At 43.6% G+C, this 19,509-nt stretch carries 15 protein-coding genes; 8 read left to right on the top strand and 7 right to left on the bottom strand.

Features of this window, described 5'->3' with window-relative positions:
* Positions 1-48: 48 nt before the first annotated feature.
* Genes INT03_RS12400 through tolQ form a run of 3 tightly spaced genes read right to left on the bottom strand, consistent with a single transcriptional unit; the run spans position 49 to position 2,290 of the window.
* Positions 49-1,026 (bottom strand): cell envelope integrity protein TolA, encoded by a 978-nt coding sequence (locus INT03_RS12400; RefSeq protein WP_226951695.1) that lies wholly within the window; start codon positions 1,024-1,026, stop codon positions 49-51.
* A gap of 60 nt (positions 1,027-1,086) precedes the next feature.
* The gene (gene tolR / locus INT03_RS12395; protein WP_193009187.1) at positions 1,087-1,545 is read right to left on the bottom strand and encodes a protein TolR; all 459 of its coding nucleotides are present in this window, start codon (positions 1,543-1,545) and stop codon (positions 1,087-1,089) included.
* A gap of 4 nt (positions 1,546-1,549) precedes the next feature.
* Positions 1,550-2,290 carry a protein TolQ gene (gene tolQ / locus INT03_RS12390; protein WP_045446198.1) on the bottom strand — a complete coding sequence of 247 codons (741 nt, stop codon included), beginning with the start codon at positions 2,288-2,290 and terminating at the stop codon, positions 1,550-1,552.
* 445 nt (positions 2,291-2,735) lie between these two features.
* Here tolQ and INT03_RS12385 point away from each other — a divergent pair, with 445 nt between their 5' ends.
* From INT03_RS12385 to INT03_RS12375, 3 genes are all read left to right on the top strand, one after another.
* Positions 2,736-4,031, top strand: coding sequence for an NCS2 family permease (locus tag INT03_RS12385; protein WP_055124161.1), 1,296 nt, complete (start codon positions 2,736-2,738; stop codon positions 4,029-4,031).
* 744 nt (positions 4,032-4,775) lie between these two features.
* On the top strand, positions 4,776-8,018 hold the full coding sequence (putA, locus tag INT03_RS12380) for a bifunctional proline dehydrogenase/L-glutamate gamma-semialdehyde dehydrogenase PutA (RefSeq protein ID WP_193009186.1): 3,243 nt from the start codon (positions 4,776-4,778) through the stop codon (positions 8,016-8,018).
* 11 nt (positions 8,019-8,029) lie between these two features.
* The gene (locus tag INT03_RS12375) at positions 8,030-8,722 is read left to right on the top strand and encodes a 1-pyrroline-5-carboxylate dehydrogenase (protein WP_193009185.1); all 693 of its coding nucleotides are present in this window, start codon (positions 8,030-8,032) and stop codon (positions 8,720-8,722) included.
* Positions 8,723-8,896: 174 nt separating this feature from the next.
* Here the strand turns inward: INT03_RS12375 and INT03_RS12370 are convergent, their stop codons facing one another.
* Positions 8,897-10,069, bottom strand: a complete 1,173-nt coding sequence (locus INT03_RS12370; RefSeq protein ID WP_193009184.1) for a cupin domain-containing protein — start codon at positions 10,067-10,069, stop codon at positions 8,897-8,899.
* 156 nt (positions 10,070-10,225) lie between these two features.
* Here INT03_RS12370 and INT03_RS12365 point away from each other — a divergent pair, with 156 nt between their 5' ends.
* On the top strand, positions 10,226-10,420 hold the full coding sequence (locus INT03_RS12365; protein ID WP_109591335.1) for an NF038104 family lipoprotein: 195 nt from the start codon (positions 10,226-10,228) through the stop codon (positions 10,418-10,420).
* Positions 10,421-10,544: 124 nt separating this feature from the next.
* Here the strand turns inward: INT03_RS12365 and purB are convergent, their stop codons facing one another.
* From purB to mnmA, 3 genes are all read right to left on the bottom strand, one after another.
* Positions 10,545-11,936: an adenylosuccinate lyase gene (gene purB / locus INT03_RS12360; protein WP_193009183.1), complete on the bottom strand. Its 1,392-nt coding sequence runs from the start codon at positions 11,934-11,936 to the stop codon at positions 10,545-10,547.
* A 149-nt stretch (positions 11,937-12,085) separates the two neighbouring features.
* Complete coding sequence (locus tag INT03_RS12355) at positions 12,086-13,951, bottom strand: hypothetical protein (RefSeq protein ID WP_193009182.1); 1,866 nt, start codon at positions 13,949-13,951, stop codon at positions 12,086-12,088.
* A 53-nt stretch (positions 13,952-14,004) separates the two neighbouring features.
* Positions 14,005-15,231: a tRNA 2-thiouridine(34) synthase MnmA gene (mnmA, locus tag INT03_RS12350; RefSeq protein ID WP_193009181.1), complete on the bottom strand. Its 1,227-nt coding sequence runs from the start codon at positions 15,229-15,231 to the stop codon at positions 14,005-14,007.
* A gap of 260 nt (positions 15,232-15,491) precedes the next feature.
* On the opposite strand from mnmA, the gene ispF reads away from it, so the two are divergent.
* The 4 genes from ispF (at position 15,492) to mnmG (ending at position 19,455) form a co-directional block, all read left to right on the top strand.
* Positions 15,492-15,995: a 2-C-methyl-D-erythritol 2,4-cyclodiphosphate synthase gene (gene ispF, locus INT03_RS12345; protein ID WP_045446213.1), complete on the top strand. Its 504-nt coding sequence runs from the start codon at positions 15,492-15,494 to the stop codon at positions 15,993-15,995.
* Positions 15,996-16,196: 201 nt separating this feature from the next.
* On the top strand, positions 16,197-16,547 hold the full coding sequence (gene grxD, locus INT03_RS12340; protein WP_045446215.1) for a Grx4 family monothiol glutaredoxin: 351 nt from the start codon (positions 16,197-16,199) through the stop codon (positions 16,545-16,547).
* A gap of 217 nt (positions 16,548-16,764) precedes the next feature.
* Positions 16,765-17,295: a hypothetical protein gene (locus INT03_RS12335; protein WP_193009180.1), complete on the top strand. Its 531-nt coding sequence runs from the start codon at positions 16,765-16,767 to the stop codon at positions 17,293-17,295.
* Between the two features lie 264 nt (positions 17,296-17,559).
* Positions 17,560-19,455 carry a tRNA uridine-5-carboxymethylaminomethyl(34) synthesis enzyme MnmG gene (gene mnmG, locus INT03_RS12330; protein ID WP_193009179.1) on the top strand — a complete coding sequence of 632 codons (1,896 nt, stop codon included), beginning with the start codon at positions 17,560-17,562 and terminating at the stop codon, positions 19,453-19,455.
* The last annotated feature ends 54 nt before the right edge of the window (positions 19,456-19,509 follow it).

The following is a 19,509-nucleotide window of genomic DNA, read 5'->3' as shown; positions in this document are numbered from 1 at the left end:
AAGATAGTAGAAAATCATTAATGATATAGAATTAGAGGCTATGCAAAATCAATTAATAGTAACGTTGATTGTCAAATTTGCAAAACTTTCAGGATTGTCTAAATCAATTGGCAATGGGCTAGCAGCGCGTGCAGCTTGTTCAACTGCTTGGTTGACGACAGCATTTGGACCACTAGCCTTTGCAGATTTCACGTTGCCTCTGGTATCTAATTTGAGCGACAATGACGTGGTTAGACCCTGTGTTTCGATTGGGGTATCAAGTTTGCTTTGTATTTTACTTAATATAGCACTTTTGAACTCACCAGTAGAACGAGAGGTACTGCTACTACCACCATTAGATGTTGTTGAGTTGCCGTCTGCTTGTAGATCATATCTCTGACCTGCGCTACCAGAATCACCTGTATTAATCTTTAAATTTTTATCAGTCGCAATCGGGCGTGTAATCTTAGGCGGATTGTTTTGTTTAATACGGAGATCTTTAAGCTGATTTTGTTCTTCTATTAGCTGTTCTTTTTTGTTTTGCTCCACCTGACCATGCTCTTCTGTCACCGACTCATCTAATTGTGCTGCCCACTCTGCCATTCGACGTTCGTAGTCTTGGTTTTGCTCGAACAAGCGTTGATGCTGCTCTTCACTCATCAGCATTGGTTGACTGGCAGGATCGTTAGAGCGCGTAAAGACAGGTACACGCTGCGAGTTTGGCTGACTGGCGCTATCGCTAAAACTTTCTGACGATGAGGTGCTCGACGCACTGCTTGTACTAGTTTCAGCTTGCATCGCGCTAGCTGCCGCTGCACGATTGGCAAGGATTTGACCTTGCATTTCAGCCAATTGCTCAGGGGAGACCATGACCGTCTCAATACTTTCCACAGTGTCGGTTTTAGTGTGTTGATAAGTATAAACGAGTATCCCAATCACGAGACCATGTGCCAGCACGCTAAGTAGCGTAGGCAATGTTAGCCCATTGCCTTCAGGTTGGGTCGGTACATAAACGACAGGAGCATTATGCATGGTAAAGATACTCAAGGACGAGGTTCATCAAATTATCTACTTTATTATAGCAAGCTGAGCGAGGAATAGGATTTATTACAATGATGGTGTGGGCAAGGGTGCGCCTGTTAATAATCCCACCTTTTGAATGCCTGCTTGTTGTAAGGTGGCCATGAGTGTCATGATAGCGCCATATTGATTGTTTTGATCGGCATTAATCATCACTTGTACGGGCTGCGCCCCAGCGCCGTTACTTTGATTTTGTAAGTTAGATAGAGTATCAATCAGCTCTGGTTCACTAATCGGCAGGTCGACATTGTCTTCATAACTGATAAAAATATCGCCACTATCGGTCAAGGACACAATGACGGGTAGTTGGCTTTGGCTCATGGTATTGGTTTGCTCTTTTGGCAAGTCAACATCGACGCCCGTAATCAGCATGGGCGCTGTGACCATAAATATGACAAGCAGCACCAACATCACGTCGATATAAGGAACGACATTCATCTCCGCATTTAGCGCTTTTTTTTCACGGCGATAGGGACTCTGTTTCATGATTTCATAGTCCTTGTGCCTGATTGGCCGTAGATGTCGTTTCTCTCGTAGCGATATTGTCTCTACCAACAGTGCTTTCTGCACTGGTCTCGCGCTGGAGCATGCCCGTCATTTCATCACAAAATAAAGCACGTGAATCGTACAAGCGACTAGATTTGGCGGTAAAGTGGTTATACGCCAGTACGGCAGGAATCGCTGCAAACAAGCCCATAGCGGTTGCGATTAGTGCTTCGGCAATACCAGGTGCGACAGAAGCTAGGGTCGCTTGTTCCGTTTGTGACAACCCTAAAAAGGCGTTCATGATGCCCCAAACTGTACCGAACAATCCAACATAAGGCGCGACTGAGCCAATGCTCGCTAGCGTGGTCAGTCCTGATTCTAATAATTGCTGTTGACGTCCTAAACCGACTCGTAGCTTGCGCTCAACACCATCGATGATGTCATCTTTGGGTTGGCGCTTTTTATGCATTCTTAAGTATTCAGAAAATCCCACATAAAATATTTGCTCAAGTCCTTGGCGTTCAGGAGAACCTTGCACGCCTTGGTAAAGCTTGGCTAAGTCTTCACCTGACCAAAACCAAGTTTCAAACTGTTGATCGAAATTTTTGGCCGTACCAAGCCGCGCGCTCATACGAAAGATAATTACCCAGCTGAGTAAAGACGCCAATAACAATAATGCCATCACAATCTGCACCAAGAGACTGGCTTGGGTAATAAGGTCGATAATATTTAATGATTCAGGCATGTATGGGACTCATGGGTAATTAATAATAGCTGGTATGGCGCGACACGCAGACCAGATAGGATCTTTAATAACGAAAATATAATATGACAGTCATGATGCATATTGCTATCAGCCGCCTAGTGTACTGCTAAATGTCGAAAAGGTCATTTGTTAAAGTGTTAAATACCAAATAATTAACAGCTGTTTGTACAATTCATAGTATAAGGTTAATTTATATGTGGATGTCTGAAATATTGTCTGGCTGTTATGTCTTAATTGACTGAAAAGGTGGGTTTGTACCCATAAGGCACTGGTAATGATTGAATTTGTACCGCAACTTCTCTAAAATGTTGCACCTTGTTACCGCTGTCTTTTGATAATGACGTCGCCATCCATTGGCTGACGTCATATTTATTTTAGGCATCAATAAATTTGTTCTTTCACTAGCAAGCTGGGCGCGACACTTATGAATGCAATTGAACGCTATTTTGGGATTAATGGTGAAAACACCACAGTCAAAACGGAAATCCTTGCCGGTATAACCACCTTTTTGACCATGGCTTATATCATCTTTGTCAACCCCAACGTATTGGCGGAAGCTGGTATGGATAAAGGGGCGGTATTTGTTGCCACCTGTTTAGCAGCGGCAATAGGCTGCTTTATTATGGGTATCTATGCCAGACTGCCGGTGGCACTCGCACCAGGTATGGGTTTGAACGCCTTTTTTACTTACGGCGTTGTATTGGGTATGGGCTACGCTTGGCAAACTGCGCTAGGTGCTGTTTTCTTATCAGGTTGCTTGTTTATCATTTTGAGTTTGTTTAAGATTCGCGAATGGGTTATCAATGCCATTCCAAATAGCCTTAAGCAAGGTATTGTGGCAGGTATTGGTGCTTTCTTAGCATTTATTGCGCTACAGAGCTCAGGTATCATTGTCGGTCGTGATGCGACATTGGTAATGCTAGGTGACATGACCTCATTTGCACCTATGATGGCTGCTTTGGGTTTCTTTATTATTATTGGTTTGGTCTATAAAAAAGTCCCAGGTGCCGTGACGATTGGTATCTTGGTTATCACCGTGATTAGCTTGTTGACAGGTCATACACAGTTTGCTGGCATCATGTCTGCGCCGCCATCTATCACACCAACATTGATGGAGCTTGATATTGCCGGTGCGTTTGACGTTGGTATGATCAGCGTTATTTTTGCCTTCTTATTCGTCGATTTATTTGATACGACAGGTAGTTTGGTTGGTATTGCCAATAAAGCGGGTTTGATTGATAAAGACGGCAATATTCCTAATATGGACAAAGCGCTACTGGCGGATTCTACTGCTACGGTCGCTGGTGCAATGTTGGGTACGTCATCGACCACCAGTTATATTGAGAGTGCTTCTGGAGTGGCATCAGGTGGTCGTACAGGTCTGATGGCAGTGACGGTTGGCGTATTGTTTGTGCTAAGTATTTTCTTTGCACCATTGGCTGGTATGATTCCTGCTTACGCCACAGCTGGCGCGATTTTCTATGTGTCGGTACTGATGTTATTTACCCTAAAAGAAATCAACTGGGAAGATTTGACAGAGGCGGCTCCTGTAGCGGTTGTTCTGTTATTGACCCCGCTGACGTACTCTATCGCTGATGGTATTGCGCTTGGTTTTATCACCTTTACCGCGGTAAAACTGATGACCGGTAAATTCTCTGAAATTACGATCCCAGTTTGGGTATTGACCGTTATTTTGCTGACCAAGTTGGTGGTTTTATAAGTTTTACTAGGATGCGGTGAGCGTTCGATACTACTTTACTGCTTTCGATATTACTTTACTGCTTTTGAGTTTTGTTACGTTAAATTCCTCTTTATTCGGAAACGATAAAGGGGTTTTTTTTGATTTAAAATGGCTCAAATTTCCCTAAATTTATTCAAGTGTTTGATTTAATAAAACAATTAATCGCCAATAGTAAATAGAAAAGTATAACCAGTGCGTCATAAGGGATAAAGTGCTGGTAACTGATTGTTTTTTAGAAATATATTAATTTGTGAAAATAAGCAATATCGTTAGTTTGAAAATTTTTTTCATGATATTATAGCCGAGTTAAGCGCATCGCCTCAATCAACGCCGTAGAGGTTTTTCTTACAGTGAATTAGCAGCACCCAAGATGGCAGATTTTTTTGCTAAAGCGATTATTTCGTTTTAATGTAGCGATATCTGATCATCACACTCCTTTCACTACAAACAAGAAGAAGGCACTAATGCCGCTTAGCTGTTCGTTGTTGCCTTTGTATTGTTAACGTAGCCCGTTTAACAGTCGAACGACCTACTTAACCGCTTCCAGCCTACGCTGGATTTTCTCGTTTTGTGATGGCGCCGTTTGGACTTTTGATTATTGTTATAAGTATCTATCGATAGCCATCATCTAAATGAATGATGGTGATGGCTAGTTATACCAGACGATCAGACTTCCTAAAGCACTATTTATGATGGTTTTTAAACGATAGTTATGGAGTTGTTATGAACCCAGTAGACCAGTTTACCCCGCAAGAGCCGATTTTGTTTAATCCTGTCGATTTGCTATCGCCAGATTATATTGCCCAGTCGGCAGAAACTCTGCACGCCCGTATTTCGCCGTTGTATAGCGTTGATGAAGAGCGCTGGTTGTCCAAATTATTGCCACTTGCTAAACCTAGCACAGAAGAACGTGACGCCGCTGCTGAGCAAACGCGCCAGCTGGTTGAGCATGTACGTAATGATGGCAAAGCGGTCAAGATGGTCGACTCGTTACTGCTTGAATATAGTCTTGATACCCAAGAAGGTATCTTGCTGATGAGCTTGGCAGAAGCCTTGATTCGAGTGCCAGACAATTATACTGCTGATGCCTTGATTCATGACAAAATGAGTGTGGCTGATTGGAAAAAGCACATCAAAAATGACAACGGTTTTATGGTCAATGCCTCGACATGGGGAATGATGATGACAGGTCGTGTCGTCAGTATTGATAGTAGTACCACAGCATCAGGCTTTTTGGATCGCATGACTAAAAAGATGGGCGAGCCTGTTATTCGTAGTGCCATGCAAAAAGCCATGCGTATCATGGGTCATCAGTTTGTATTGGGCGAGACCATCGAGGACGCCAATAAAAATAGCCAACCTTATCGTAATAAAGGCTATACCTATTCGTTTGATATGCTCGGTGAAGCGGCTATTGCGCATAAAGATGCTGAAAAATACTTCAATGACTACCTGCATGCGATCAGAGCCACTGCCAGTATCAAAGTCAAAGAAGGCATGCCTAAGCCATCAGTATCTATTAAGCTGTCAGCATTGCACCCTCGCTATGAAGCCACGCAAGAAGCCCAAGTCATGGGTTTATTGCGTCAACGCTGCTTACTGCTCATCGAAGCGGCACGTGAAGTCAATGTGGATCTTAGTATCGATGCCGAAGAAGCCGACCGCCTTGAAATTTCTTTAAAACTGTTTGAGTCTTTGTACCGTGACAATTTGACGGCTGACTGGGATGGTCTTGGCTTGGTCGTGCAAGGTTACTCTAAGCGCGCCATCGCTATTTTGGTGTGGCTGGCTCGTCTATCGACTGAGGTGGGAGATCGTATTCCAGTACGTCTGGTAAAGGGTGCCTACTGGGATACCGAGATCAAGCTTGCCCAGCAAAAAGGTCTGTCAGGCTATCCTGTTTGGACACGCAAAGAAGGCACGGATACTGCTTACCTTGCCTGTGCGCGTTTCTTATTATCAGATCATCTGCGCGGCTTGATTTGGCCACAGTTTGCGACACACAATGCGCACACCCTAGCGTCAATTATGACCATGAGTAAGCATAGAGACTTTGAGTTTCAGCGTCTACATGGTATGGGCGATGCGCTTTATGATCATATCTTACAAGCGTATAAAATTCCGGTACGTATCTATGCCCCAGTTGGCGCGCATAAAGACTTGCTGCCGTATTTGGTACGTCGCTTGCTCGAAAACGGTGCCAACAGCTCGTTTGTCCATCAGCTGCTAGACAAGTCTTATCCGATTGAAAAGCTGACAGTACATCCCTATGACAAGCTACTGGCCAATGCGACGTTACACAATCCAGAGATTCCGTTGCCGTTAGAGATTTATGGTGCGCGCCGTGCCAGTTTTGGCCCTAATATATTCGTAGAGTCACAATGGTTGCCCTTTAAATCTGCTATCGATAGCCATTTGCATAAAACTTGGTCAGCGACGTCCATCGTCAATGGCAAAGCAATTGATGAATATGAAGTAGAGGGCGTAACGCATAAGCTTGAGACTCAAACCGTACGTGCACCTTGGAACCACGAAGTAAGTGCTGGTAAAGTCACTTATGCCAATGCTGAAATAGCTGGTCAAGCGATCGATGCGGCAGTGGCAGGGCAAAGTGTCTGGCAAGCAGTATCAGCTGCTAAGCGTGCTGAAATATTGCGTAAGATAGCGGATCTCTATGAAGAAAACTACGCTGAGCTAATGGCGCTATGCCAAATCGAAGCGGGCAAAACCCTTCAAGACGGTATTGATGAAATCAAAGAAGCGGTTGATTTCTGCCGTTTTTATGCCGATGAAGCAGAGCGTTTAGACGACGTCGTGCATGAATTCACTGATTTGGCTGGCAAGCAATCTCGTCAAGTTTATAAAGCACGTGGTACCTTTGTCTGTATTAGCCCATGGAACTTCCCATTGGCTATCTATACCGGTCAAATCGTAGCGGCGCTAGCAGCAGGTAATACGGTGGTGGCGAAACCTGCCGAACAAACCAGCTTGATTGCCCATTTTGGTGCTCAGCTAATGTACCAAGCAGGCGTACCAACACAAGCCTTACAGTTAGTGATCGGTGCTGGCGATGTTGGTGGTGCATTGACAGCGGCTGACAATATAGCAGGTGTGATATTTACGGGTTCAACCCAAACGGCTCAACGTATTAACCAAAGCCTAAATGATCATGCCCAAGCCAGTGGTGAGCTACCTGTTTTTATCGCCGAAACTGGTGGTCAGAATGCTATGATTGTCGATTCAACGGCATTGCCAGAACAAGTGGTTAGAGACGCTGTCTTATCTGCATTTGGTTCAGCAGGTCAGCGTTGCTCAGCTTGTCGTATATTGTGCGTGCAAGAAGAAATGGCCGATAATTTAATTGAGCTATTACAAGGTAATATGGCTGAGCTATCGGTCGGCAATCCTTTATATGCTGCTACAGATGTGGGTCCAGTGATTGATGCGGATGCCAAACGTAGTCTTGAAGCACATATCGAGCGTATGGACGCTGAGCCAACGGCGACTATCTTGGCACAGACGCCAATGAGCTCAAGCTCAGTTGTCAGTCAAGAACAGTCTACCTTTGTATTGCCAACAGCGATCGAAGTGAAAAGTATCGACGTGATAGGTGGCGAGCATTTTGGTCCAATTTTGCACGTACTGCGCTATCAAGCACGTGATCTGAATAAGCTGATTGATGCCATCAACGCGACAGGCTTTGGTTTGACCCTAGGTATTCATAGTCGTATCGAAAATACCGTTGAGCACATCGAGCGCCGTGCGTTTGTTGGTAATACTTATATCAACCGCAACCAAATCGGTGCCGTCGTAAACGTACAACCATTCGGTGGTTGTGGTCTGTCTGGCACGGGTCCTAAAGCTGGTGGCCCGCATTATGTCGCACGTTTGATGCAGCTTAGCTTAGAGTCAAATAGCGGCAACCAGACAACTGCTAATACCACCACTCAAACAGAACTCGCATAAGGAGTAGCAACATGGCGACTGAATTCAAAAAAAATCATGCCCAGGTTTGTGAATCTTGGCGATTACTTGGCGCAGTGAATCGCGCAACATATCTGCAAGCGGCTATTCCGAAGTTGGCGCTGCTGACTGGTGATGCCAATAAAGCAAAGCGTTTGTTCAATCATCTATTGAGCGCCGCGCCTAGCTTGGATGAGGTGCATCGCATGACTGGTGCAACTGGTGAATCCAACGATCTATATGTCACTGGTCGTGGTAAGACCATGGTTATTGGTGGTGAATCTGCTAGAGCCATGGCGGTATTAGGACAGCTCATAGCGGCACTATTGACAGGTAATGAAGTCATTCTGCATTGCCCAAGCCAAGATGAGATGTGCAATGAAGCTGCCAAGATACTATACGATACAGGTATCAGCGAAGATGTGTTGAGTGTGGCGAATGACTCGCAAACCGTCACGCTTTTATATATCGATCGTCTGGCACAGGTGGCAGTCTCTGGCAATCGAAGCGAAGTGCAGACTATCAGTCAAGAGCTTGCCAATACAGACGGTATCTTAACGCAAGTCATTAGCGTCACCGATATGGAAGGCTTATCAGAGATGCTAACGCCTGATTATTTGCATCGTTTTGTCACTGAGCGTGTCAAAACAATCAATACCACAGCGATCGGTGGTAATGCTAGCTTGCTTGAACTTGGTACAGAATAACCGTATTAATTACAAACCCGCTTGGCTCTTATATCCGTTTTGATAAGTGCTAAGCAGTGTTTGGTATAGCTATAAATACCGAATACGATTTATAAGAAAAAACCGCTATCTGAGTAATTGTCGGATAGCGGTTTTTTTATTTGCGTTATTTGATTAATGTCTGATTAATAGATATTATTCAGCAATATCAATCCACACCCAGCCGTTCTCTAGCCATTCGCTCAAATCATCTGCATCAACATCGGTGACATCTTGACTATTTAGGTGTTCGCCATTAGCCAAACGCACCAATACCGCTACTGCTGTATCATCAAGGCCGTCAATGCGCTGACCATTGGCATATAGCACAATGCCATCATTAGTCTGGCTATAGAGCAAACGATTGCTATAATCCGCTTGCAAGGTGGCACCTTCTGCTAGAGCTTGCATGAGCTCATCCGTATCTAGTGTATCCTCTGGCATCAGCGCATCATACTGGCGTTTGCTGACGACTTCAGAAACTGCTTGACGAATGATATCATCACCACGCTCAGACTGTAGCATTTGTAATAGCTGATCTTTGATCGCATTAATGCTGCTCGCTTGCAATTCACCTGACGCTTGCAGCGCTTGTGGCAACAGCATTGGGATAAATAAATCGCTATCGTTGGTAGCGATATCAGCTAAGTTGTCGATGATTTGCATCAAGTTAGGACGACGGCAGCCAAATGAAAAGGTTAAGCAATCGTCTTGTGCCACACCAAAATGCGACAGCTTCGGCGGTACGTAAAGTACGTCACCGGCTTCTAATATTTCATCAAAAATAATTTCACCCATGTCATCAAAGAGGCGAATCGGCTCATCGGCGACAAACTCGGTATTTTTATCACAGAATTTGCCCAGTTGCCAACGTCTAGTGCCGTAGCCTTGTGCTAAAAACACATCATAATCGTCATAGTGTTTGCCGACTGAGCCACCTTTTGGCGCATAAGAAACCATGATGTCATCACGTTGCCATTGTGGAATAAAGTCAAAGGCTTGCCACAATTGACCAAGCTCAGGCGACCACTGTTCCATATTCTGCACCAATACCGTCCATTGCTCAGGTAAGTTATCGAAATCAGTTTCAGTCAATGGGTTTTTCTTGAGTTGCCACTGCGCCTGACCTTCTTTTTTACTTGCTGCTTGAGTCAGCAGGCGCGCTGCGGCATCTTCTTCTAGTGCTAGACCAAGCATGTCGTCAGGTTCAAACATGCCAATTAGCTGTGGTAAGCCTTGTTTAATTAAGAGTGGCTTTTTTTGCCAGTATTCGCTTAAAAATTGCTCAGGCGTGATAGAGTCGGGTAAACAAAGCGGTATAGAAGTCATGGGTAGATCCGTGTGTTTAAGTAGAAAGGATATCAAGGTAGACAGAATATAAAACTAGAACAGTGCTTTATAGCTGACGTGTATTGGTTTATGATTAGCGTCTAGCTGATGGTCAAATTATAGCCATCAGTGCCTCTCATTATCCGTAGGAAATTTATGAAAAAATTACAGTTTATCGTCATTATCGCCAGTATGTTTATGCTGCAAGCTTGTGTGCATAAAATCGTCACTGTACCTGTAAAAGTCGCCTACAAAACCACTAAAGGTGTCGTCAAAGGTACTGTTGCTGTTACCAAAGCGATCATACCGGGTGATAGCAGTGATAAAAAAGATGAAGACGATAAAGAATAAAACCTCACCCATTAACTATGTATTTAACAAATCATAGTGTTTAGAGTAAGGTTTTTTTAAAAAGATATAAATGAATGCTCGTTTATATCTTTTTTACATTTTATAAAGATAAGATTGTTACCAGTTAAATCTTAGCAATCCACTCTTTAATGGTACGTGCTTGCTCCGCCGCATTACCGATATAAGTGGCTGGCGTCATCTCACGTAGTCGCGCTTTATCCGCATCGCTCACCGCAGATAGCTCATCACTTTCAACGAATGTCAGCATGGCTTCGCGAGTCATGGCATTGCCACGAGTCAGAGCTTTAAGCTTCTCATATGGGTTCTCAACACGATAGCGACGCATGACGGTTTGAATCGGCTCTGCCAATACTTCTTGTGCATTATCCAAATCGTCATTTAAGCGCTGGGCATTCAATTCAAGTTTGCTGACACCTTTTAAACAAGCATCATAAGCAATCATGCTTTGTGCCAGACCAACACCGATATTACGAAGTACGGTAGAGTCTGATAAATCACGCTGCATACGCGAAATTGGCAGTTTTTCACCCAAATGAGCCAGCATGGCGTTCGCAACGCCCAAGTTGCCTTCAGAGTTTTCAAAATCAATCGGGTTGACTTTATGCGGCATGGTAGAAGAACCAACTTCACCATCTTTTAGGCGCTGTTTAAAATAGCCTAAGCTAATATATTGCCAAATATCACGGTTAAAATCGATTAAGATAGTATTAAAACGTTTGACAGCATCAAATAGCTCAGCGATATAATCATGCGGCTCAATTTGCGTGGTATAAGGGTTAAAAGTCAGCTCAAGACTTTCATCAATGAAGCGTTCTGCATGTGCTTGCCAATCGACGTCAGGGTATGAGGCGTAATGAGCGTTATAGTTACCAACCGCGCCATTAATTTTGCCCAATAGTTCAACTTGACCGACTTGTTTGATTTGACGGGCTAGGCGATAAGCGACGTTTGCCATTTCTTTGCCTAGCGTCGTTGGGCTGGCGGTTTGACCATGGGTGCGTGATAGCATCGGTTGGTCGGCATGAGCAATCGCCAAATCAACGATGCTATCAGTCAATTGCTGCATTTTCGCAACCACAATCTTGCGGCTGTCTTTTAGCATTAACGCATAAGACAAGTTGTTAATATCTTCACTAGTACACGCAAAATGAATAAATTCTAATGAATCTTCAAGTGCTGCCTGACCACGGAACTTGTCTTTGATAAAGTACTCAACGGCTTTTACATCATGATTGGTCGTCGCTTCGATGTCTTTGATGGCTTGGGCATCTGCTTCACTAAAGTCATCAACGATACTGTTTAAAAAGGCATTGGTATCGGTATCAAATGCTGCCAATTCACCAATCGCGTTGTTATCAGCCAATGACTGTAACCAGCGAATCTCGACAGTGACGCGGGCTTTAATGAGACCAAATTCAGATAAATAAGGACGCAAGCTGTCAGCTTTGGAGGCGTAACGACCATCGATTGGGGAGAGTGCGGTAAGTAAGTTCATAATAATGCCTTTAAATTAAAAAAGTAAAAGTGATGAAAACTGTGAAATCCCACAAATGAACACATCATATAAGACTGTGGTCAAAAAAATACGGGTAGTGTAGCAAATGTAGCCGTTGATAAAATCAAAATATGCATATAACGCTATTATTAAGGGGTATCGGGTGTATTAGAGTGTGTCGAGCCATACTTAGTATTAAAGTAAAAACTACGTTTTGTCCTTGGATCTAAAATTGAGGTTACCGTTTTAACAGTACCGTTATTGCCGATAGCGACACTGTCTGCGGCATATTCGCTTGTTTGATGGATTGGATTCGCAAGTTTTGACGTCACTATCGCGCCATTCACATTTTTTTCTTGCAAGACGTCTTGTAGAACAAAATTATTGATACTAAGGTTGGCTCGATTGGTCGCAGTAATTTTGTAGGCAATACATTGTCCTGGAGTTACTTCAGATAGGGAGGCTTTACTATAGGCAAGCTTGTTTTCTAGATTTGGTAACAATGAGGCAGTTTTGCAATCGTTAAGTGCTTGTTCTTTTTCAAGGACTAAAGCTGCATTTTTATCAATCACTCTGCCAAAGTTATTATTTTCATAGTTATACTGGTTAGTAGTCAAGGAAATAACAGTTTTTTCATTAGTAGTACGAATGGGATAAGTGCTACCACTATTTTCTTCAATCAGGCAGACAGTAATTTTGCCAGTTAGAGAAGCGATAGGTATTTTAATCTCATATTTACCGACAATATTAGTAGGAATATTGATAGTTTCAAGAGGAGCATTGGTTGTACAGTCAACCAGCTTGACTGTGCTACCTGCAATACCACTTTCAGCAGAGTCAAAAGTACCACTGAAGAAGTTGGTATTGTTATATATACCGCTGCCTATCGTAGCGTTATCTTTTTTGACATTGGCGTCGCTATCGTTTATACCGCCATTATCATTGAATACAGTGCCTGAAAAGACGTAATTCAACGGTTCACTTTCTACCCCAAAGCTGATCCATTCGTTATAGGTTTCACCGATTACGTTACGCGCAATGCCGATATTACCATTCATAATACCTTCATAAGTCAAAGTCACGGCGTTCGCGTTTCTTACCGCGACCACATAATTGCTTTGACTGTTTTCAATACCATAACTGACATAAGTACCGCCATTGGAAATAGCGGTATTAGGTGATAGTGCAGAATACGTGCTGCCATTATTGATACTTTTAATAATATTTTCAAAAGTTGGCGTCGATGGTAAAACCCCGTTATTTGAGCTAAGGGCGACTAGATTGTCAGTTAAAGTAGGGCTATATGGATTTTGGCTACCAGTAGCACCCGCTAGATTAGTAATATTATAATAATATAAACCACTACCATTCATATTTGAGCTATCGGTACGCAGCTGCGAGCCAGAACTAAAAGCAGGCCTCGGGTCTTGTGAATTCAGCTGGGTACTATTGACTTTGCTGCCCATAAAGTAGTCGCCCATTGCATTATAGTAATAAGGGACATCTGGGTTGTTTTTGATAGTAGCTTGCGCAGGTAGACTAATTTGACTATTTTGGGTAAAACTTAGCGTTTGACGTGCAATTTCTGAGTTACCACCCATTGAATAGCTGGCTTGAGCAATTTTTATAGTATGTATAGAGGCCTTATCGTCAGGAGTAATAGTAAAAGTGTACTTAAATTTATCTCTATCAACACTAGTATTAGAATCATTCCTGATCTCAATACCATTGATACGCGTACCACTAGATGGTGTTATCTCAGCATTACTGTTATAACCAATATTTTCATTGCGAACCAAAGTAAAACGACCAGTAGCACCAGAACCTGCTGCGATATAGGTGCCAGAAGCACTACCAGTCGAAGCATTAGAGCTGATAACCGTAATACTACCCATCTCTGCTGGTGCTGACTGTGCACTAAATGACGCAGCAATGAAAGTAAGCGTAAGACCTCTCTTTACCCATATCGAACAAGAAAATGAGATATTCAGTAAGGCTAAAAGGCGAGCGGGCATTCAGTATCCTAAAAAAAGACAAATCATTGTATTAATTAATGTTAAATGAGATGTCAAATCCCGCAAGGCGCGTCAATAGAGGCAATGACACCGCCGCCCAAACAAACCTCATCGATATAAAATACTGCTGATTGACCTGGCGTCACTGCCCGTTGCGGCGCATCAAATATCACTCGTACCTCTAAACCTTTATCATCAACAGCAAACACTCGGCACGCTTGGTCTGGCTGACGGTAGCGCGATTTTGCCATACAACGTAAGCCGTCTTCGCTAAATATATCTGCAGGCGGTAAACCATCGACCCAATCGAGCTTATAAGCTTGCAGCTCATTACTCAGCATCATGGGATGCTCGTGACCTTGTCCAACGATCAAACGGTTGTTGTCCAAGTCTTTTGCCAATACAAACCACGGCTCTTCTGGGCGATCTTTGACACCGCCAATGCCAATACCACCGCGCTGACCTAACGTATAATACATTAGCCCGTCATGCGTACCAATGGTATGACCATCGTCAGTGACGATATCGCCTTTTTGTGCCGGCAAGTACTGTTGTAAAAAGTCTTTAAAACGGCGCTCACCAATAAAGCAAATACCCGTTGAATCTTTTTTATTGGCAGTAATAAGATCATGTTCTTCAGCGATTTGACGAACCACTGGCTTTTCAAGCTCACCGACTGGGAACAGCGTCTTAGCGATTTTATCGCCGCCAACCGCATGTAAAAAGTAACTTTGGTCTTTATTGTTATCAAGCCCGCGTAATAGCTGCGCAACCTCAGTGCCATTAGCATTCGTATAGTTCATACTACGGCGCGTGTAGTGACCGGTGGCGATATAATCTGCACCCAGCGTCAAAGCATAGTCTAAAAACGCTTTAAACTTGATTTCTTTGTTGCACAAAATATCTGGATTGGGCGTACGACCCGCTTTGTATTCTGCTAAGAAATGCTCAAAAACCCGATCCCAATATTCCATGGCAAAATTGGCCGTATGTAGCTTCATACCAATTTTGTCACATACCGCTTGTGCGTCCGCTAAATCATCCATTGCCGTACAGTATTCGGTGCCGTCATCTTCTTCCCAGTTCTTCATAAACAGACCTTCGACTTTAAAGCCTGCTTGTTGAAGTAAAACGGCTGATACAGAAGAATCAACGCCACCTGACATACCGACAATCACGTGTTTGGCGCTAGGATTTTCGATATCGGCAAGTGTTAATGGACGATGAGTCGTAAAAGACTCAGAAACGGCTATGCTTGAGGTATCTTGTATGGCTGACATAAAGCGGCTCAACTATTTGTACGTTCTCCAAAATAGATATTGACGCCAAAAATCATGCCATTGCTACAATAGGTAGTATCAGCAGAACGACGTCAGCTTATCTTTTGGATCTGGTATTATGATAAAATAAACGTCATATTATACCAGTTAATTGAAACTGGTGGCGACCGATGATGTCTAGGCATTGGTAAAATCGCTTTAGAAATTTAGATAGGGGTTTTGAATTATTTTAATCACGTTTCACTCATCTTGGAATAATAATGATAAAAATTGGTCAAGGTATCGATGTTCACGCTTTTCATAATAATGGTCAGCAGCAGCAATATGTGGTGCTAGCAGGTGTGCCTATTGAACACACGCACAGTTTGCTGGCACACTCTGATGGAGATGTGGTGCTGCATGCGCTTGCTGATGCACTGCTTGGCGCATTGGCGCTTGGCGATATCGGTCAGCATTTTCCTGATACAGATGCCGCCCATGCAGGGTTGGACTCGCGGGTGCTGCTACGTTATGTCTACAGTAAGGTGCAAGAGGCTGGCTATAGTCTAGGCAACGCTGATATCACTGTGATGTGTGAGCGTCCAAAGCTGGCACCGCACAGTCAAGCCATGCGTGATAATATTGCCAGTGATTTGCAGACGGCGGTCAATAATATTAGCGTTAAAGCCACTACCACTGAAAAGTTAGGCTTTACCGGTCGGCAAGAGGGCATTATGGCCAATGCCGTGGTATTATTAGTCCCTAATGTTGTCGAATCTAGATAGCTTGGATCGGGTGTCATCGCTGCTTGAGCACTCCGAGTCATATTGACTTGGTGAGTTGCGCGTAGATTTTATATATAGAGTCTATAGAGTTGTACTTGTAATACCGTGGCGCTTGCCCCATTTATCAGCTATCTCTTTTTTCAATCATTTTGTAATATCAATCACTGTTTTCAATGAACCGCTTTATCAATAGGAGCTTTTATGAGTGAGCAAACCCCAAATACTGCTGCAAACGACGTTGAACAATTGATCCGTGATCAAATCCGTGACAATAAAGTTATTATTTATATGAAAGGAACGCCGCAATTTCCGCAGTGCGGTTTTTCTGCTAAATCGATTGAAGTTCTTACTCAAATCGGTCGTCCATTTGCGTTTGTAAATATTTTAGAAAACCCAGAAATCCGTGCGACGTTACCTAAAGTGGCTAATTGGCCGACTTTTCCACAGTTGTGGATTGATGGTGAATTGATGGGCGGATCAGACATTATTTTGCAAATGTATCAATCAGGAGAGCTTAAGCCATTGGTTGAAGCAAACAGCCCTGCTGCTTAATACTTGAGAGTATGCTTTGGATGTCTTTGATATCCAAATAAACTTGATAAGATAAAGCACAGTAAACCCAAATGGTCAGTTAATGGCTATTTGGGTTTTTTATTGTCTTTAAGCTTTAGTGTCTTTAGGCTTCGTTGTTTTTATCGAATTTACCCCCATATAGTGTGCAAGATATCAGCGATATAGATAATAATTATCATACGAGTGAGAGAGCTTTATGAATAGTCAAGCAACGGAACAGCCGAACGTGCAAAAAGAAGCTGCTGAGCAAGCGGTAATCGAAAAACGCCGTGAGCATTTAAAAAATGAATCCACGCGCATCATTGAAATTGCTGGCAATGAGCCACATTCAGCGCTGAAATGTATTCATCAGCTTAGCGTGGCAGGCGGCGCAACAGAAGCCACTTATATTGCGATTGAGCAGCGTATCGTTGCGGATCAAGATTCTGCGGGCGCTTATCATTTGGCATTATTGGCACAGAATACGCCAGATTTACCCATCGATGCGCGTCAACTTATCGAGATGGTCGTTAATAAAGGCGATAACCAGCAGCGTTTGGCATTGCTAAAAAACTTGCTGCTACCGCCAGTGGACATGATTAAAGAGCAAATTCTGGCCAGTAATGATGGCGATGCCATTGGCTTGATGAATACTTATTTGCAGATCAATCCAGAAGGTTATGGCAGTCAGCATATGCTGAGCAGTGGTCAATCAGATCAAATCGTACCGCTGAGCCCTGGTAACTAGGCGCTAATTATTAAGTTACTAGTTACTAAGTTTAAAAATGATGCTTAACACTTAATGTAAATAGTTTCTACTGCGGCGTTTTTTAAGCATCAAAAAATTGTTATAATGATGGGTTAGCAATCCAATATCTAGCGGCTTTTCCAAGTCGTTAACTTTTTAAATCCGACTGACGTTTATTTGCTGATGACCATGCTATTTAGCCATAAAATTCTGGTAATGATAGTTTTTGGCTAAAAGCAGCGTTATGAGTCAAGTGAGGCGTATATGCAATACCCAAAAAATTACGACGTGGTAGTGATCGGTGGTGGTCATGCTGGCACAGAAGCTGCTTTGGCAGCCGCACGTATGGGCGCGCAGACCTTGCTGTTGACACATAATATTGAGACGCTTGGGCAAATGAGCTGTAATCCAGCAATTGGTGGTATCGGTAAATCGCATCTGGTGCGTGAGATTGATGCGCTTGGCGGTGCAATGGCATTGGCAACGGATAAGTCAGGCATTCAGTTTCGAGTGCTTAATAGTCGTAAAGGTGCTGCCGTTCGTGCTACGCGTGCGCAAGCAGATCGTATTTTATATAAAGCAGCCATTCGCCATACGCTTGAGAATCAGCCAAATCTTGATATATTTCAACAAGCGGCTGATGATATCTTAGTTGAAAATGGTCGTGCGACGGCAGTGGTTACTGCAACGGGTATTATCTTTAATACGCAAACGGTGGTACTGACCTCAGGAACCTTCTTGGGCGGTGTGATTCATATTGGTCTCGAGAGCTCAAAAGGTGGTCGCGCAGGCGATCAGCCATCTATCAAGCTTGCTGATCGTTTGCGTGAGCTTAAGCTGCCAGTCGGGCGTTTGAAAACAGGTACGCCCGCGCGTATTGATGCGCGTAGCGTTGATTTTAGTGTGATGACCGTACAGCCGGGCGACACGCCGCTACCAGTGATGAGTTATATGGGTGATGTGTCTATGCATCCAGAGCAGGTCAATTGCTACATCACGCACACCAATGCGCGCACCCATGACATCATCCGTGAGAATTTAGACCGTTCGCCGATGTTCTCTGGAAAAATCGAAGGCGTGGGTCCACGTTATTGTCCATCGATTGAAGATAAGATTCATCGTTTTGCGGATAAAGACAGTCATCAAATCTTTATCGAGCCAGAAGGTCTGACGACACATGAGCTATATCCAAATGGCATCTCAACGAGTTTGCCGTTTGATGTGCAGTTAGAGTTTATTCATAGTATGAAAGGCTTAGAAAACGCGCACATTACTCGTCCCGGTTATGCGATTGAGTATGATTATTTTGATCCGCAAAACCTAAAGCCAACGCTCGAAACTAAGTCCATCGATCGCTTATATTTTGCTGGTCAGATCAATGGTACGACTGGCTACGAAGAAGCTGGCGTACAGGGTTTGCTAGCAGGTACTAATGCGGCATTGGTTACGACTAATAATAGTGAGTTTGACGTGTGGACACCGCGGCGCGATGAAGCTTATCTTGGCGTGCTCGTTGATGATTTGATTACCCATGGTACGACTGAGCCATATCGTATGTTTACGAGCCGCGCAGAATATCGTCTATTATTACGTGAAGACAATGCCGATCAACGCCTAACTGAGACGGGTCGCAAGCTTGGTCTAGTAGATGATGTGCGCTGGCAGGCTTACCAACAAAAAATGGAAGCCATTGCCACAGAGACCTCACGTCTCAAAGATATGTGGGCAACCCCTGCCAATACGTTAGGCAAAAAAGTCACAGAGCAAACGGGCGAGGTGCTGTCAAAAGAATCGACTGCTTTTGATTTGCTCAAGCGTCCGCAGATTCATTTTGCTGATATCGCTGTCATCACTGATTCGCAAGTCGATGCCCAAGTAGGCGAGCAGATAGAAATCTCTGTGAAGTACGCAGGCTATATTGATCGTCAGCAAGAAGACATTGATCAGATGAAGCGTCTAGAAAATACAGCGCTGCCACTGGACTTTGATTATAGTGTGGTATCAGGCTTATCAAATGAGATTGTACAGAAATTGACGCAAATACGTCCTGCGACGCTTGCTCAAGCAGGACGCGTGAGCGGTGTGACGCCTGCCGCCGTTCAATTGCTAGCCATGACAGTGAAGAAACATAAAAAAGCGAAGGCCGCGCTAGATTCGTAATAGTAGTATAACTAGTATAACAAAAGCCCATAACGGTATATCGTTATGGGCTTT

The organism is Psychrobacter sp. PG1 (assembly GCF_014897815.1).
In the GTDB taxonomy this organism is placed as follows: domain Bacteria; phylum Pseudomonadota; class Gammaproteobacteria; order Pseudomonadales; family Moraxellaceae; genus Psychrobacter.
This window is presented reverse-complemented; position numbering and strand designations above follow the sequence as displayed.

What these genes read in the sequence shown, in the direction of transcription:
- INT03_RS12365 (WP_109591335.1), top strand. Translation starts at nt 10,226, where the DNA reads ATGAAAAAATTACAGTTTATCGTCATTATCGCCAGTATGTTTATGCTG.
- tolQ (WP_045446198.1), bottom strand. Translation starts at nt 2,290, where the DNA reads ATGCCTGAATCATTAAATATTATCGACCTTATTACCCAAGCCAGTCTC.
- purB (WP_193009183.1), bottom strand. Translation starts at nt 11,936, where the DNA reads ATGAACTTACTTACCGCACTCTCCCCAATCGATGGTCGTTACGCCTCC.
- INT03_RS12355 (WP_193009182.1), bottom strand. Translation starts at nt 13,951, where the DNA reads ATGCCCGCTCGCCTTTTAGCCTTACTGAATATCTCATTTTCTTGTTCG.
- putA (WP_193009186.1), top strand. Translation starts at nt 4,776, where the DNA reads ATGAACCCAGTAGACCAGTTTACCCCGCAAGAGCCGATTTTGTTTAAT.
- ispF (WP_045446213.1), top strand. Translation starts at nt 15,492, where the DNA reads ATGATAAAAATTGGTCAAGGTATCGATGTTCACGCTTTTCATAATAAT.
- mnmG (WP_193009179.1), top strand. Translation starts at nt 17,560, where the DNA reads ATGCAATACCCAAAAAATTACGACGTGGTAGTGATCGGTGGTGGTCAT.
- tolR (WP_193009187.1), bottom strand. Translation starts at nt 1,545, where the DNA reads ATGAAACAGAGTCCCTATCGCCGTGAAAAAAAAGCGCTAAATGCGGAG.
- INT03_RS12375 (WP_193009185.1), top strand. Translation starts at nt 8,030, where the DNA reads ATGGCGACTGAATTCAAAAAAAATCATGCCCAGGTTTGTGAATCTTGG.
- INT03_RS12370 (WP_193009184.1), bottom strand. Translation starts at nt 10,069, where the DNA reads ATGACTTCTATACCGCTTTGTTTACCCGACTCTATCACGCCTGAGCAA.
- INT03_RS12335 (WP_193009180.1), top strand. Translation starts at nt 16,765, where the DNA reads ATGAATAGTCAAGCAACGGAACAGCCGAACGTGCAAAAAGAAGCTGCT.
- grxD (WP_045446215.1), top strand. Translation starts at nt 16,197, where the DNA reads ATGAGTGAGCAAACCCCAAATACTGCTGCAAACGACGTTGAACAATTG.
- mnmA (WP_193009181.1), bottom strand. Translation starts at nt 15,231, where the DNA reads ATGTCAGCCATACAAGATACCTCAAGCATAGCCGTTTCTGAGTCTTTT.
- INT03_RS12385 (WP_055124161.1), top strand. Translation starts at nt 2,736, where the DNA reads ATGAATGCAATTGAACGCTATTTTGGGATTAATGGTGAAAACACCACA.